The organism is Pseudomonas sp. KBN10P06128, from assembly GCF_037574945.1.
Classification (GTDB): Bacteria; Pseudomonadota; Gammaproteobacteria; order Pseudomonadales; family Pseudomonadaceae; genus Pseudomonas; species Pseudomonas aeruginosa.
In genome coordinates this window covers 5,866,835-5,881,288 of sequence record NZ_JBBELR010000001.1, presented here as the reverse complement: position 1 = coordinate 5,881,288, position 14,454 = coordinate 5,866,835, and the positions used below count along the sequence as shown (strand labels likewise).

At 68.5% G+C, this 14,454-nt stretch carries 18 protein-coding genes and 1 tRNA gene; 8 read left to right on the top strand and 11 right to left on the bottom strand.

Annotated features, from left to right (window positions below; all coding sequences use genetic code 11):
- Complete coding sequence (locus VQ065_RS27445; protein WP_073650767.1) at positions 1–684, bottom strand: helix-turn-helix transcriptional regulator; 684 nt, start codon at positions 682–684, stop codon at positions 1–3.
- Between the two features lie 281 nt (positions 685–965).
- Here VQ065_RS27445 and VQ065_RS27440 point away from each other — a divergent pair, with 281 nt between their 5' ends.
- The 4 genes from VQ065_RS27440 to VQ065_RS27425 all read left to right on the top strand — a co-directional run bounded on the left by VQ065_RS27440 (position 966) and on the right by VQ065_RS27425 (position 4,757).
- Positions 966–2,372, top strand: coding sequence for an aminotransferase (locus VQ065_RS27440; RefSeq protein WP_003095308.1), 1,407 nt, complete (start codon positions 966–968; stop codon positions 2,370–2,372).
- 48 nt (positions 2,373–2,420) lie between these two features.
- The gene (locus tag VQ065_RS27435; RefSeq protein ID WP_003095306.1) at positions 2,421–3,818 is read left to right on the top strand and encodes an APC family permease; all 1,398 of its coding nucleotides are present in this window, start codon (positions 2,421–2,423) and stop codon (positions 3,816–3,818) included.
- Between the two features lie 94 nt (positions 3,819–3,912).
- The gene (locus tag VQ065_RS27430) at positions 3,913–4,530 is read left to right on the top strand and encodes a class I SAM-dependent methyltransferase (protein WP_003095305.1); all 618 of its coding nucleotides are present in this window, start codon (positions 3,913–3,915) and stop codon (positions 4,528–4,530) included.
- A 131-nt stretch (positions 4,531–4,661) separates the two neighbouring features.
- A tRNA-Sec gene (locus tag VQ065_RS27425) sits at positions 4,662–4,757 on the top strand.
- A gap of 40 nt (positions 4,758–4,797) precedes the next feature.
- Here VQ065_RS27425 and VQ065_RS27420 read toward each other — a convergent pair.
- Positions 4,798–5,520 (bottom strand): carbon-nitrogen hydrolase family protein, encoded by a 723-nt coding sequence (locus VQ065_RS27420; protein ID WP_003095301.1) that lies wholly within the window; start codon positions 5,518–5,520, stop codon positions 4,798–4,800.
- Positions 5,521–5,782: 262 nt separating this feature from the next.
- Between VQ065_RS27420 and VQ065_RS27415 the strand changes: the two genes are divergently transcribed.
- The 3 genes from VQ065_RS27415 to VQ065_RS27405 all read left to right on the top strand — a co-directional run bounded on the left by VQ065_RS27415 (position 5,783) and on the right by VQ065_RS27405 (position 7,822).
- On the top strand, positions 5,783–6,151 hold the full coding sequence (locus VQ065_RS27415; protein WP_003146166.1) for a hypothetical protein: 369 nt from the start codon (positions 5,783–5,785) through the stop codon (positions 6,149–6,151).
- Positions 6,152–6,446: 295 nt separating this feature from the next.
- Positions 6,447–7,247 (top strand): class I SAM-dependent methyltransferase, encoded by an 801-nt coding sequence (locus VQ065_RS27410; RefSeq protein WP_003095295.1) that lies wholly within the window; start codon positions 6,447–6,449, stop codon positions 7,245–7,247.
- Positions 7,244–7,822 (top strand): AAA family ATPase, encoded by a 579-nt coding sequence (locus VQ065_RS27405; protein WP_003095292.1) that lies wholly within the window; start codon positions 7,244–7,246, stop codon positions 7,820–7,822. The genes VQ065_RS27410 and VQ065_RS27405 overlap by 4 nt, the downstream gene beginning before the upstream one ends.
- Before the next feature lie 22 nt (positions 7,823–7,844).
- On the opposite strand, the gene VQ065_RS27400 is transcribed toward VQ065_RS27405, so the two are convergent.
- From VQ065_RS27400 to VQ065_RS27380, 5 genes are all read right to left on the bottom strand, one after another.
- Positions 7,845–8,573 carry a GrpB family protein gene (locus tag VQ065_RS27400; RefSeq protein ID WP_003095289.1) on the bottom strand — a complete coding sequence of 243 codons (729 nt, stop codon included), beginning with the start codon at positions 8,571–8,573 and terminating at the stop codon, positions 7,845–7,847.
- Positions 8,574–8,689: 116 nt separating this feature from the next.
- Positions 8,690–9,157 carry a glycine cleavage system protein H gene (locus VQ065_RS27395; protein WP_003095288.1) on the bottom strand — a complete coding sequence of 156 codons (468 nt, stop codon included), beginning with the start codon at positions 9,155–9,157 and terminating at the stop codon, positions 8,690–8,692.
- Positions 9,154–9,531 (bottom strand): DsrE family protein, encoded by a 378-nt coding sequence (locus VQ065_RS27390; protein WP_003095286.1) that lies wholly within the window; start codon positions 9,529–9,531, stop codon positions 9,154–9,156. Before VQ065_RS27390 ends, VQ065_RS27395 begins: the two co-directional genes overlap by 4 nt.
- Positions 9,521–10,003: a GNAT family N-acetyltransferase gene (locus VQ065_RS27385; protein ID WP_003095284.1), complete on the bottom strand. Its 483-nt coding sequence runs from the start codon at positions 10,001–10,003 to the stop codon at positions 9,521–9,523. Before VQ065_RS27385 ends, VQ065_RS27390 begins: the two co-directional genes overlap by 11 nt.
- A 1-nt stretch (position 10,004) precedes the next feature.
- Positions 10,005–10,568 (bottom strand): DUF4136 domain-containing protein, encoded by a 564-nt coding sequence (locus tag VQ065_RS27380; protein WP_003095282.1) that lies wholly within the window; start codon positions 10,566–10,568, stop codon positions 10,005–10,007.
- 130 nt (positions 10,569–10,698) lie between these two features.
- Here VQ065_RS27380 and VQ065_RS27375 point away from each other — a divergent pair, with 130 nt between their 5' ends.
- Positions 10,699–11,634, top strand: coding sequence for a glycerophosphodiester phosphodiesterase family protein (locus VQ065_RS27375; RefSeq protein WP_003095280.1), 936 nt, complete (start codon positions 10,699–10,701; stop codon positions 11,632–11,634).
- Here the strand turns inward: VQ065_RS27375 and VQ065_RS27370 are convergent.
- The 4 genes from VQ065_RS27370 to VQ065_RS27355 form a co-directional block, all read right to left on the bottom strand.
- Positions 11,619–12,239 carry a DUF4136 domain-containing protein gene (locus tag VQ065_RS27370; protein ID WP_003095278.1) on the bottom strand — a complete coding sequence of 207 codons (621 nt, stop codon included), beginning with the start codon at positions 12,237–12,239 and terminating at the stop codon, positions 11,619–11,621. The two genes, VQ065_RS27375 and VQ065_RS27370, sit on opposite strands and share 16 nt — an antisense overlap.
- Positions 12,240–12,304: 65 nt before the next feature.
- Complete coding sequence (locus tag VQ065_RS27365; protein ID WP_003095276.1) at positions 12,305–13,054, bottom strand: methyltransferase domain-containing protein; 750 nt, start codon at positions 13,052–13,054, stop codon at positions 12,305–12,307.
- Positions 13,051–13,356, bottom strand: a complete 306-nt coding sequence (locus VQ065_RS27360) for a nucleotide pyrophosphohydrolase (RefSeq protein WP_003102255.1) — start codon at positions 13,354–13,356, stop codon at positions 13,051–13,053. The genes VQ065_RS27365 and VQ065_RS27360 overlap by 4 nt, the downstream gene beginning before the upstream one ends.
- Before the next feature lie 82 nt (positions 13,357–13,438).
- On the bottom strand, positions 13,439–14,296 hold the full coding sequence (locus VQ065_RS27355) for a MaoC family dehydratase (protein ID WP_003095272.1): 858 nt from the start codon (positions 14,294–14,296) through the stop codon (positions 13,439–13,441).
- Positions 14,297–14,454 lie beyond the last annotated feature (158 nt).

Genomic DNA, 14,454 nt, shown 5'->3' with positions numbered 1-14,454 from the left:
TCAGGGGCCGACGCGCTGCCCCTGGCTCAGGCACTCGATGAACAGCGCGAACAGTTCCGACTGCGAGCCGACTTCCAGCTTGGTGTAGAGATTCTTCCGGTGCATGCGCACGGTCTCCGGGGAGATGTCCATCAGCCGCGCGCTGGATTTCGCCGAGTGGCCGCTGAGCAGCAGGTGGCAGGCCTCGCGTTCGCGGTCGGTGAGCACGCCGCGACCGAAGCCGCGCAGCACTTCCTGAAGGCGCGGGGCGAGGTCGGCCTGCGGGTTCGGCGAGAGGTTGGCGCGGCCGGCGCAGAACTGCCGGGCCAGCTCCAGCACCGGCGGCGCCAGGCCGGCGAGGGCGGCGACCTGGGCGTCGCTGTAGCGGCTCGCCGAAAGGCCGTTGTAGAGACAGATCGAGAGCTTCTCGGTGGGGCCGAGGTCGAGGATGTAGTAGACGTCCTCCACCGCTCCGGCGCCGAGGTAGTAGGTCTGGTAGTAGGCGCTCTGGAAGAAGTCGTCGGGGGCGATCTCGCCGAGGGTGTAGAAGCCTTCCGGAAGGCCTTCCTCCACCGCCAGGCAGAAAGGGTCGAGCAGGTAGCCGCGGGAGAAGTAGCGGCGGATGATCGCCTCGCGGAAGCGCTCGGCGATGCCGCGCTCGTAGAGCAGGGTGGGCGCGTGGCCCTTGCGTTCCAGGCTGATCATGCTCGACTCGATCGGCACCAGTTGGTGGATGGCGTCGACCAGCGCGGCGAGGAAGTCGGGTTGGCGCAGGCGCCGGATCGCCAGCGCCAGGTGTTCGTGCCAGCGGTCGAGGGCGTTCGGGGCGATGGCCTGCATGGACGGTACGGCTCGTTCTTGTCGTTGTCGCCGCAGGATAGCAAGCCGCGTCGGCCGCACCCAGCGCTTACCCCAAAATGGGGTATGGCCCGCCGCGCGGTGCTCTTGCACCCTCGGAGCATCCATCCGAGAAGAGCGACAGCCCGATGAACGCAAGACTGCACGCCACGTCCCCCCTCGGCGACGCCGACCTGGTCCGTGCCGACCAGGCCCACTACATGCACGGCTACCACGTGTTCGACGACCACCGCGTCAACGGCTCGCTGAACATCGCCGCCGGCGACGGCGCCTATATCTACGACACCGCCGGCAACCGCTACCTCGACGCGGTGGGCGGCATGTGGTGCACCAACATCGGCCTGGGGCGCGAGGAAATGGCTCGCACCGTGGCCGAGCAGACCCGCCTGCTGGCCTATTCCAATCCCTTCTGCGACATGGCCAACCCGCGCGCCATCGAACTCTGCCGCAAGCTCGCCGAGCTGGCCCCCGGCGACCTCGACCACGTGTTCCTCACCACCGGCGGTTCCACCGCCGTGGACACCGCGATCCGCCTCATGCACTACTACCAGAACTGCCGCGGCAAGCGCGCCAAGAAGCACGTCATCACGCGGATCAACGCCTACCACGGCTCGACCTTCCTCGGCATGTCGCTGGGCGGCAAGAGCGCCGATCGGCCGGCCGAGTTCGACTTCCTCGACGAGCGCATCCACCACCTCGCCTGTCCCTACTACTACCGCGCTCCGGAAGGACTGGGCGAGGCCGAGTTCCTCGATGGCCTGGTGGAGGAGTTCGAACGCAAGATCCTCGAACTGGGCGCCGACCGGGTGGGGGCGTTCATCTCCGAGCCGGTGTTCGGCTCCGGCGGCGTGATCGTCCCGCCCGCGGGCTACCACCGGCGGATGTGGGAGCTGTGCCAGCGCTACGACGTGCTGTACATCTCCGACGAAGTGGTGACCTCCTTCGGCCGCCTCGGCCACTTCTTCGCCAGCCAGGCGGTGTTCGGCGTACAGCCGGACATCATCCTCACCGCCAAGGGCCTCACCTCCGGCTACCAGCCGCTGGGCGCGTGCATCTTCTCCCGGCGCATCTGGGAGGTGATCGCCGAGCCGGACAAGGGCCGCTGCTTCAGCCATGGTTTCACCTACTCCGGCCACCCGGTGGCCTGCGCGGCGGCGCTGAAGAACATCGAGATCATCGAGCGCGAGGGCCTGCTCGCCCACGCCGACGAGGTCGGCCGCTACTTCGAGGAGCGCCTGCAAAGCCTCCGCGACCTGCCCATCGTCGGCGACGTGCGCGGGATGCGCTTCATGGCCTGTGTCGAGTTCGTCGCCGACAAGGCGAGCAAGGCGCTGTTCCCGGAAAGCCTGAACATCGGCGAGTGGGTCCACCTGCGGGCGCAGAAGCGCGGCCTGCTGGTTCGTCCGATCGTCCACCTGAACGTGATGTCGCCGCCGCTGATCCTCACCTGCGAACAGGTCGATACCGTGGTCCGGGTGCTGCGCGAGAGCATCGAGGAAACCGTGGAGGACCTTGTCCGCGCCGGTCACCGGTAAGCGCCGGGGCGCCGCCGGCGCCCCACCCGAACATTCAGGAGAACCCCAATGGACGACAACAAGAACAAGGTCCTGCGGTTGCGCGATGTGGTGCTCTACACGGTCTCGGCGATGCTCTTCATGGACCAGATCGCCCTGGCTTCTTCCCTCGGTCCGTCGAGCCTGTTCTGGTGGCTCTACGTTCTGCTCCTGCTGTTCCTGCCGATGGCCATGATGACCTCCGAGCTGGGCACCGCCTTCCCCGCCAACGGCGGCGTCTACCACTGGGTGCGTAGCGCCTTCGGCTTCCGCTGGGGGGCCCGGGTGTCATGGATGTACTGGGTCAACAACGCACTGTGGATGCCTTCGGTCTACACCTTGTTCGGCAGCATGCTCGGCGCCTTCTATTTCCCCGAGCTGAGCCTCTGGGGCAAGATCGCCATCGGCATCGCCCTGGCGCTGCTCACCGCGGCGTTCAACGTGGTCGCGCTGCGCCTGGGCAAATGGCTGCCGAACCTCGGCGCGCTGCTCAAGCTGCTCGCGGTGCTCGCCCTGGGCGTCGGCGGCCTGCACCACGGCTGGAACCATGGCTTCGCCAACGACTTCAGCCTGGACTCCATCGTCCCGTCCTCGCCGGGCCAGATGGCCGCGCTGGGAGTGATGGTCTACGGCATCATGGGGACCGAGCTGGCCTGTTGCAGCGCCGCGGAGATGCGCAACGCGCGCCGCGACATCCCGTGCGCGGTGCTGATCTCCGGGCTGATCGTCGGCGCCTTCAATATCTTCGGCACCCTCGGCGTGCTGGCCGCGGTACCGGCCGAGGAAACCGACGTCACCCGGATCTTCGCCCACACCCTCTACAACATCTACGGCCACGACGGCGCCGGCGGGATGCTCGCCGACCTGGTCGGCGCCTTCGTCCTGTTCACCCTCTTCACCAACATGGTCACCTGGAGCATGGGCACCAATCGTGCCGCGGTGGAAGCGGCCAAGGCCGGCGAGCTGCCGGCGCTGTTCGGTGTGGTCCATCCACGCCACGGCACGCCGATCGGCTCGGCGGTGCTGGCCTCGACGGTGAGCATCGTCCTGCTGCTGCTCTACGGCCTGGTGGCGCACACTGCCGAGGAACTGTTCTGGACCCTGCTGTCGATCTTCGCCATGGTCTTCATGATGCCCTACGTGCTGATGTGCCTGGCCTTCGTCCGCCTGCGCCGCGCCGACCCGCGCCCACGGCCCTACCGGATGCCGCTGGGCGACCGCCTGGCCAGTCTCTGGGCGCTGTTCGTCGCGCTGCATGTGCTGGCCGGCATCGGCCTGTTCGTCGTCACCCCAGGCGCGCCGATGGACTGGGCCTACGCCGGCAAGATCGTCGGCGGCGTGGCGCTGGCCCTGGCCGTGGGCGAACTGCTGATCCGCCAGGCGGCGCGAAGGCGCGGCGTGATGTCTCTGCGCGGTGCCTACGGTTGAGGAGCGGCCCTGTCGCAACAGCGCCTATGGCGTTAATGTGCCGTTAACGCCCTTGGTGGGTAATGGGTCGCAGCGCAACACGGAGAAGGTCGTCATGTCCGAACGAGAGCACTGGCAACGGGTATACGAGAGCAAGCCGTCCGACGCGGTGAGCTGGTTCCAGGCCGAGGCCACGCTGTCCCTCGACCTGATCCGACGCATCGGCGCGCCCCGCGAGGCGGCGATCATCGATGTCGGCGGCGGCGCCTCGACCCTGGTCGACGGCCTGCTCGCCGAAGGCTTCGGCGACCTGACGGTGCTCGACCTTTCCGACGCCGCCCTGCGCGTCGCCCGCAACCGCCTCGGCGCGCGCGGCGAAGAGGTGCGCTGGATCGCCGGCGACATCACCGGCGTCGACCTGCCGGAAGCCACCTACGATGTCTGGCACGACCGCGCCGTGTTCCACTTCCTTACCACTGCCGAAGCCCGCCGCGCCTACGTGCGCCAGGTGATGAAGGCGGTCCGCCACGGCGGCCATGTGATCGTCGCCACCTTCGCCGCCGACGGCCCGACCGAATGCAGCGGCCTGCCGGTCATGCGCTACGACGCCGACGAACTGCACGCCGAGTTCGGCTCCGCCTTCCAGCTCACCGAGCACCGCGACGAACACCACGTCACTCCCGCCGGCCGGGTCCAGCACTTCGTCTACTGCCATTGCCTGAAACGCCTGTGAAGCGCTCCGTGGCTGGGCTACGCTCTGCTCGCCCGGCCATGCGAACGACTTTCCATGACATCCGGCATTTCTTCCTCGGACCCCGGCCTGATAAGCTCCCGTCTCGAGGAAAACCTCTTGCAAATCAAAGAGGAAGGCAATCACGCCCGGTGGCGTGGCCGGACTTCAAATCCGGTGGGGGACGGCAGCCGTTCCTGGGTGGGTTCGACTCCCACTGCCTTCCGCCAATTCTCCGCTCGCTTTCGGCGGCCATCGTGTCTCACAGGATCAAGCGTCTATCTCGGTCCGTTCCAGCAGAAGCAGCGTCTCACCCGTCCCCGTCGTCTCCCTGACCAGCGCTCCCCGCTCATTCCAAAACGCACTCCTGCCCGCCGCCTTCCAGCCACCCGTCGGCCCGCCATGGTTGGCCAGCAGCACGCCCATTCCGTGCTCGCGGGCATAACCGGCCAGCAGGGCCGAGTCGGCCGGGTAGCCGTTTTCTCCGATCAGCGCGCTGGCGATGTAGAGGCGAGCGCCGGCACGGGCGGCGTGGGCCGGGTGGCTGGGTTGGCTGAAGTCGGCGCAGACCGCCAACGCCATCGGCAGGCCGTCGATCTCCAGCAGGGGGCCGCCGTCGCCGGCTGAGAAGTGGCGTTCCTCGCCCGCGTGCAGGTGCTGCTTGGCATAGACGCCGAGGCTGCCGTCGGCGCCGAGGATCAGGGCGGCGATCAGCGGCTTGGCATGCTTCGGCGAGCGCAGCGGCAGGCCGACCACCGTGGTCATCCGTGCCTGCTCGGCGAGCTGGCGCAGCGGTTGCAGCAGGGGCGTGTCCGCCGGCTGGGCGAGGGCGGCGGCAGCGGTGGGTTCGTAGCCGGTGAGCGACAGTTCGGGAAACACCAGCAGGCGCACGCCCCGTGCCTGGGCGATACGCATCAGGCGCAGGTGGTCGTCGAGGTTGCGTGGCAGGTCGGCGGGGTGGGCGCAGCTCTGGGCGGCGGCGATCAGCGTCATGGGGCTGTCTCGGGTATGGATGGCACAAATTCGCCAGTAGAGCCGAAGGCAGCATTTCCGGGAAGAGGCGATTAGCGGCTGCGCTACGTTTGGCTGGGGAGGGCGCTTTCGTCGCCGCGAAGCCGTAAGATAACGCGCTTCATGGCGCGCCCGACGGACGGGTGCGCACGCTTGCCTCGGGAGAACAGGGATGGCCGAGATCAATCCGCTTTCAACGGACCTGCAACAGCAACTGGCGGACTTGCAGGCACAGGGGCTTGCCTTGCTTGGCATCGCCGCGGACGAGACGCCGGCGCAGATCGTCGCCGCCGTCACCGATTACGTGCGCGATGCGAGGGCGCAGGGGCGCAGCCTCGACGACGAGGCGGTCTTCGCCCTCGGCGCGCTGATCGGGGCGCAGTACGTGCGTGGCCTCGGTTGGCATTGGGGCGACGTGACCTGGGACGGCGACCCGGACAGCGCCGCCGTCGGCGTGCTCAGCCCCGACGAATCGCTGTTCAACAACCCCATCGGCTGGGTAAGCCAGATCGCCGAAAGCGGCGGCGGGGTGCCGTTCATGCTCAGCTACAACATGATCCTGGCCAACCAGGTGCCGCTGTTCGAGCGGGGCAGCGCCACCGGTCTCTATTGAGCATGCAGGCGGATCGCCGCGACGCGCCGGCGCATCCCGCCAGGCGGGGCCGACAACCTGAACGGCCGGCGTCAGGCGCCGCGACCCGCCGAGCAGCGCCAACCGGCGAACGAGGTGCGGGTGACCGTGGTGGAACAGACGCTGCCTCTGAGAAACCGCGCCTGCGGCGCTTTCCAGGAAGGCAGCCTGGAACGACGCGACTGCCGAGCCCATATCGGGCTGCAATTCCGCGATTGAGTGGGCTGCGGGTTCGCGACTCGGCTGGCCTTCCTGGGAACACTTCTGAGGTTTTCGCATGACGGATCTTGAACACGCGGTGGAAAGCAACCGACGCGCCTGGGACGCGTCCGCCGACAGTCACCTGCGTGGCAGCGGCTGGCAGGAATTGTCGCTGGCGGTACAGGAAACCGGCTTCAGTTGCCTGGACGAGACCCTGGCTGGCGTGCTGCGCAATCTGGACCTGGCCGGCAAGGCGGCGGTCCAGGTCGGCTGCAACAACGGCCGGGAAGTGCTTTCGCTGTACGCCTTCGGCGTCGCGCGGGCGGTGGGGATCGACCAGTCCGCCGCCTTCCTCGCCCAGGCGCGGCAACTGGCCGAGCGCTCGCCGCATCAGCCGCGTTTCGTCGAAGCCAATGCCTACGAGCTGCCGGCCGAGCTGAACGGTCAGTTCGACCTGCTGCTGATCACCATCGGTGTGCTCAACTGGATGCCCGACATCGCGCGCTTCTTCGCCTCGGTGAGCGGCCTGCTGAAGCCGGGCGGGCAATTGGCGATCTATGAGACCCACCCGTTCCTGGAGATGCTCGAACCCGAGTCGGAGCGACCGTTCGAACTGCGCAACGACTACTTCACCGACACGCCCCACGTATCCCGGGAGGCCATCGTCTACGAAGGCAGCGGCAGCGATACCGGCATCGCCAGCTACTGGTACGTCCACCCGCTCGGCGACATCCTCGGCGGGCTGCTCGGCGCCGGCCTGCGCCTGAGTCACTTCAAGGAGTACCCGCACTCGAACCGCGAGGAACTCTACGACCTCTACGAGGACGGACCGCTGGCGATCCCGATGTGCTACACGCTGGTCGCGGTCAAGGCATGACCTGCGTCGAGGCCGAGCGAGGCGCGCCGCTGCGTGTGGTGGTGGTCGGCACCAGCGGGGCCGGGAAGTCGACCTTCTCCGCCGCGCTGGCCGCCAGGCTGGGTTGTACGCATGTCGAACTCGACCGACTCTACTGGGGCCCCGGCTGGCAAGCCGTGCCCCACGAACGCTTCGAGCACGCAGTGGAGCGGGCGACGACGGCGCCGCGCTGGGTCGCCGACGGCAACTACAGCGCCGTCCGCGAGTTGCTCTGGGGCCGCGCCACCCATGTGGTATGGCTGAATTTCGGGCGCTGGACGGTGTTCTCCCGGGTCCTTCGCCGCACCCTGGCCCGGGGCCTGCTGCGCACCCGCCTGTCCCACGGCAACCGTGAATCGCTGCGGATGGCGTTCTGCTCCAGGGATTCGATCCTGCTCTGGTCATGGACCACCTTCGCAGGCAACCGCCGCAAATACACCGGCCTGCGCGAGGATCCGCGGTTCGCGCATTTGCGCTGGGTGGAGGTTGGCGAGCCGGGGAGGGTGGGGGAGGTGATCGAGAGGTTGGTGGAAGCCGTGCTCGCACAGTCGCAGTAGTGAGCGAAGCACGCTATCCGCCTCAGTCCTGGGGCTTGCTTACCCGGCTGCGCAGCAACTCGAAATAGGCTGTATCGGCGGGGCCGCCTGGCGTCGATTCCGCGCCGGCGACCAGCGTTTCACGCAGTTCCCTGGCGTGCATTTCGCGTTCTCCCCTTACCAGGCCACTCTGTATCATTGGGTGCCGCGTCGCCGCCAGCGCCCGGCCGAGAATCCTTGCGACGACCTCGTCCTTGCCACGGGTATAGGCCTCGCGGTCGGTGGGGTAGCGGCGGGCCAGGGCGTGCTTGGTTTCGGCGTAGAGGTGGGCGTCGTCGGGGTGGTTGCGCAGCCAGTCGCGGAACAGCAGGTAGCGGTCGGCCTGGGCCAGGGGCATGACATGGACATGGTGGGTGCGGCCATGGCCGAAGGGCGGCATGCCTTTGACGAAGAACATCCGCTGGGTGTTCGGGTTCTCGCGCCAGAACTGGTAGCCGAGGCCCTCCAGCGGGGCTACCAGCCGCTGCGGATCGTGGCCGGGCGGCGGCAGCAGGAGGATGTCGATGATCGGCTTGGCGTCGAGCCCGGGCACCGCGGTGCTGCCGACATGCTCGATGCCCAGCCCGGGCAGCGCCAGTGCCGTGCGGATGGCCTCGGCTTCGGCGGCGAAGCGTTGTGGCCAGGCGGGGTCGGCGGGCAGCACCTCGATGCGGTCGTCGTCGGCGTTGCTCCAGCGTTGGCCGTCGAAGCGGGGCGGTTGGGGTGGGGGCATGGCGGGCTCCGGGGATATTCGGGAGATTGGCGGCGATGGGGAACTGGGGTAGGGCGAATAACGCCAGCGGCGTTATCCGCCCTCCGCGAGCAGAGTGCGGGTAAAACCCGGGAGTCTCAGAAGTCCAGCGCCTGCACCCCTGGATGCTGCGGATCGAACCCATCCAGGCGCATGCGCTCGGCGAATGCCTCCCGCGCCGCGTCTCCCTGGAGAAACGCTCCCCGCGCCGAGGCCCAGTCGTCCGGTTGCAGCCGCACCATCCAGCCCTCGCCGTAGCAATCCCGGTTGATCAGCGCCGGGCGCTTGACCACCGCCGGGTTGCTCGCCAGCAGGGTCCCGGCCAACGGGCTGCGGGCCGAGGAGGCAGCCTTGGCGAACTCGACCACGCCGAAGCTGCGGTCGCGTTCGATGTGCCAGCCGTCGCGCTTGGGGGTGAAGGCGAAGATTTCGCCATACAACGCGCAGCCGTAGGCGCTCAGGCCCAGGGTCAGGCTGCCGTCGACTTCCTCGCGCAGCCACAGGTTGTAGTCCGGGGCGTAGAACAGCCCGTCGGGGAATTCCAGGCCGTGCAGGTTCGCGCTCATAGGGTCAGCACTCGCTCGGATTCGAGGATCAGCCGTGCCAGTTCGCCGCCGCTGGAGATTTCGTCGAGTTCCTCGATCAGTTCGCTTTCGTCGATGTTCACCCCGGGTTGGCGGCACATCAGCAGGCGCGCGCCGGCCTCGCGGGCCTGGCGGATGAAGTGGCGCAGCGGCTCGCCGCCGTCCAGCGCGCGCAACTGGTCGGCAACGGCGCGGCGCGCCAACTGCACGCCTTCGCCGCTGAGGAACAGGGTCACCTCGGCGTCCATGCAGGCCAGCAGGGTCGCGGTGTGGAAGGGCGCGGCGCAGCGGGCCGGGGTGCTCGGGCCGCTGGAGACGATGATGAGGACGCGCTGGGCGTGGGTGTCAGGGTTCAAGGGGCTTGTCCATCTGGATCAGCGCCACGCGCCGGCCGTCCGGATCGTGGCGTTCGGCGATGGCGCGCGGCTGGTAGCCGAGCAGGGTATAGAGCAGCAGCCCGGCGGCGTTGGCGTTGAAGCAGGAAATTTTCATCAGGCGCGCTTTGTACTGTTCGCGGGCGAGGTTTTCCATGACCCCGATCAGGTAGCGGGCCACGCCCAGGCCGCGCGCGGCGGGCGCCACCATCATGTTGCCGAGGGCGCAGAAGTCGCCGTGCTGCCACTGGTAGAAGTTGGCGAAGCCGACCACCTGTCCGTCGTGCACGGCCACGGTGCTGCCGCGACGTTCGGCGATGGCGGCGGCCAGTTGGGCGACGCTGAACGGCCAGATCGCCTTGGGGTAGCAATAGAAGAGTTCGTCGCGGTCCTGGGGGAAGCCGGCGACCGTCTCCAGGTCGCCGGTCTCCGCCGGGCGGTGGCTGAGCTGCATGTCAGCGCGGCGGGTATTGCGACATGACTTTCTGTACCGTCTCGCGGATCGCCTGCTCGCGCTCGGCCGGGCTCGGCGGGCTGGTGCGCATGATCTGCTCGCCGCTGCCGCGCCAGACCAGCTTGCCGTCCTTGCCGTCGAACAGGTCGACCTGGAGGGTGGCAACCTTGTAATTCACGGTGCGCGTCTCGGCCATCGCCGGGCCGCCCCAGTATCCTCCCCAGTAGCCGCCCCAGTAACCGCCGCCGTAGTTGGTGGTGATCTGGTCCTGGCGATCGTCGACGATCAGGTAGGCGCGCACCGTGACGTCGCCCCTGGCGTTGCCCTGGGCCGGACGCAGGCCGCGCTGGTCGAGCTGCTGGGCGACGGCTTCGCGGATGCGTTGCTCGGTGAGGTCGCTCTTGATGCGTGGGTCGTCGGGGCGGTATTCGAAGGCGGGTTGCGACCAGCTCCAGCTGCGGTAGGCGGCGAAGTCGCGGGAGCTGTCGAAGTCGCGGTCGAGCTGGGTGGTTTCGCAGGCTGCGAGGCTGAGGAGCAGGCCGAGCAGCAGGATTCGGCGGATCATGGTTTTTCTCCAGTCAGAGTTCACATCCAAGCTCAGCGCCGGATGAAAGGCAAGAGGAAACGCGGGTTTGAAACGTCTTCACAAGTAACGTTGGCGAGCGCCCGCCCTATAGGCGCGACGGGAGAATGAAATGAGTCGAAGTATTGCGATCCTGCTGCTGGGCCTTTCGCTGACCGGCTGCGTCGAGGCACGCTCGGTGGTCCCGGCGGATGGCCCGGGCCCGCTGCTGGTGGCCCACCGCGCCGGCACCGCGGACTACCCGGAGAATACCCTGCTGGCGATCCGCAAGGCGCTGGACAACGGCGCCGACGCGCTATGGCTGTCGGTGCAGTTGAGCGCCGATGGCCATCCGGTGCTCTATCGCCCCGCTGACCTGACGGTCCTGACCCAGGGCGCCGGCGCGGTCGGCCAGTCGAGCCTGGCCGAGCTGGCGCGCTTGAACGCCGGCTATATGTTCAAGGCCGAGGACGGCAGCTATCCCTACCGCCAGAAGCCGCTGCGGATTCCGACGCTGCGCCAGGCGCTACGGGCGATCCCGCCGCAGGTGCCGGTGTTCCTCGACATGAAGTCGCTGCCGGTGGAGCCGCTGGTCGATGCCGTGGCCGGCGAGCTGGAACGGCAGAAGGCCTGGTCGCGGGTGCGTTTCTATTCCACCGAGAAGGCCGCCAACGACTACCTGACGCAGCGCTACGCGGACCGCGCGCGACAGTTCGAAAGCCGCGATGCGACGCGCAACCGCCTGGTCGGCCTGGCCTTCGGCGAGCGCTGCGAGGCACCGCCGGCCGGCGGCACCTGGATGGGCATCGAGCTGCGCCGCGAACTGACGGTGACCGAGCGCTTCACCCTTGGCGAGTCCTCCTACAAGGTGCCGGCGGCGCAGTTGTGGACGCGCAAAGCGATGGACTGCGTGCGCCGCGAGCCGGTGAAGGTGGTGATGTTCGGCATCGAGACCGCCGAGGACTACCGCACCGCGCGCGCCCTGGGCGCCGACGCGGTGATGAGCAACTCGCCCAGGAAGATGGAGGCGATCCGCCGCCGGGTGCTCGCCGATCAGCCCGGCGGGTAGCTCGACAGCGCCCGTTTCACCGCTTCGCGCAGGGCCTTGGCCTGTTCGCTGACGGAGTCGCCGGAGTCGAACTCGGCGCTGTTGCCCCACACCGGCTGGCCGCTGCGGGCGTCGTTCAGCTCGACGCGGACCACGGTGACTTGCACGGTGTAGCTGCGGGTCACCGGGTAGCTGGCGCCATAGCCGTACCAGGGATCGCGCCAGCCGCCGTAGTTGCCGTAGTAGCCGCCGTAGTAGTCGGTGACCTGGCGGGTGCGCAGTTCGTTGCGCAGGAACGCGCTGACCTGCAGGTCGGCCGCGCTGCCCGGCCGCGCCGGGCGCAGGCCGCGCTGGTCGAGCTGCTGGCTGACGGCGTCGAGCAACTGGTTGTCGTCCAGGCCCTGGGGAAAGCCGCTGACCCCGGCGGCGGCCCAGCTCCAGCTACGGTAGCGGGCGTAGTCGCGCGGCGCCGCCGGATAGGCCCCGGGATCGAGGCCGGGATTGGCCGCGGCGGCCGGCTGCGGCGGGTAGGGCAGGGAGCTGGCACGGTAGGGATTGTCGCCCTGGCAGGCGCCGAGGGCGGCCAGGCTGGCGAGTAACGGCAGGATCAACAGTCGCGATTGCATGCTCGACGCTCCGTGGCCGCGCTACGTCGGCGGCCCTTGCAGGCTCAGACTGCATTCTGCGCCTTTCATTGCGGGCGGCACAGCCAGTGCAGGTAGCGGCCAAGCCCGGCAAAGGCCGGGTGGCGGCGGTAGGCCAGCTCCATTTCCACCAGGTCGAGCCGTTCGGCCTTGGCCTGGAACTCGCTCGGCATGTAGTCGTGGAACACCCGCACGCCGCTGCGCGCCTCGATGCGCCAACGCGCTGCCAGCGCCTGTTCCAGCTCGCGCGGGTCGAGCGGGCGCTGCGGGGTCAGGCTCTGCCCCTCGCCGGCGAAGCGCTCCTTGCGCAGCTTGCGGAAGTGGCCCTTGAGCAGGTTGCGGTAGATCAGCGCGTCGCGGTTGTAGAAGGCCAGCGACAGCCAGCCGCTGGGTGCGCAGAGTTGGTGCAGCACCGGCAGGATCGCATGGGGTTCGGCCAGCCACTCGAGCACGGCGTGGCAGAGCACCAGGTCGTAGGGCTCGGTGAGCTGGCCGAGCAGTTCCTGCCAGGGCGCCTGGATGAATTCGGCGGCCTGCCCGGCTTCGGCGAAGCGCTGGCGGGCGCCGTCGAGCATGGGTTGCGCTGGCTCGGCGAGGGTTACGCGGTGGCCGCGAGCGGCCAGCCAGAGCGACATGTGGCCGAGCCCGGCGCCGATGTCGAGGATCCGCAGAGGTCGCTCCGGGAGGGCTTCGGCGAGGTCGGCCTGGAGTACCGCGAGGCGGATCGCACCCTTGGCGCCGCCATAGATCTTTTCGGCGAAGCGCGTCGCCAGTTCGTCGAAATGGCGGTCGCTCATGGCAGGAAGCGCCGTTCGCAGTCGGCCAGCTTGGCGCGCACCACCTGTTCCAGGTCGAGGCCGGTTTCCCCGCAGAACAGCAGCAGATAAAGGACGATGTCGCCAACTTCCTGGCCAGCGTGTTCGAGCTGCTCGGCCGACAGCGTGCGCGACTGGTCTTCCGTCAGCCACTGGAAGATCTCCACCAGTTCGGCCATCTCGACGCTGGCGGCCATGGCCAGGTTCTTCGGGCTGTGGAATTGGCGCCAGTCGTTGCGGTCGCGGATGGCGTGCAGGCGCGCGGTGAGTTCGTGCAGGTCCATGGGGGGATTCTTCGCGGTGGCGGTAAGCAGCCGCATAGCTTCGGGCTTTGCGCCCGAAGCTTCAAGGCATGGCGGACCGGCGTCAGCCCTGTAGCCGGCTCCAATGCCCAGCCATGTGCGGCAGGTCGTCCTTGCCGCGCAGGCTGAACTGGCCGTCCGCCGCCGCCGCGCTGGCCAGCAGGGTGAGGCTGGCCGGCAGCAGCACCGGCTTCTGGAAGCGCACCTCGACCCGATAGCCCGAGGCCGGCAGCCGCTCGCCGAGGGCGGCCAGGCTGCGAGCCTTGTTCCACAGGCCGTGGGCGATGGCGCGGGGAAAGCCGAACAGCTTGGCGCTGGGCGCCGACAGGTGGATCGGGTTGTAGTCGCCGGCGGCACGGGCATAGCGCCGGCCGATGTCGGCGGGCGCCTTCCAATTGTCGACCGGCTCCAGCGGCAGCGGCTCCTGCTCGGCTTTCGGCGGAATCTCGCCGGGCACCTTGACGCCGCGGCAGAGCACCTTGCTGTCGCCGACCCAGAGCAGGCCAAGCTGGTCTTCCAGGCGGGTGACGATGCTGAAGGTGGCGCCCTTGTCGTGCGGTTGCAGGTTTTCCACCGCGACGCTCACGGTGAACGGGCCGAGGCCGCCGAGCGCGCGCAGCACGTCGATGCGGTTCTCCAGGTGGACCAGGCCGAGCAGCGGGAAGGGGAAGCGCTTGTCGGTGAGCAGCGCCATCTGCAACGGGAAGGCGAGGATGTGCGGGTAGGTCGGCGGCAGCAGGCCGTCGTCGCGGAAACCGCAGACCTGGCGGTAGCGCTCGAGGTGCTTCGGGTCCACCGTGACCTGGCTGCGCAGGCCGCGCTCGGGCAGGGCCTTGCCGCGGATGCCGCGGCGCAGTGCGGCGCGCAGGAACAGGCCGGGCAGGGCGGGTGGGGCGGGCAGGTCGAGCCAGGCGGTGGGCATTGGACATCTCCTCGAAATAGGTGGCTGTCAGCTTAGTCGAGCACCCGCAGCAGGCATTGGCCGCCTGGCCGACGCCGCTGGCAGGGCGGTCAATCGGCTCCGGAATGCGTCTGCATCGAGATTTTCGACCACGCCGGCGGCTAGTCGATCTGAGGGTT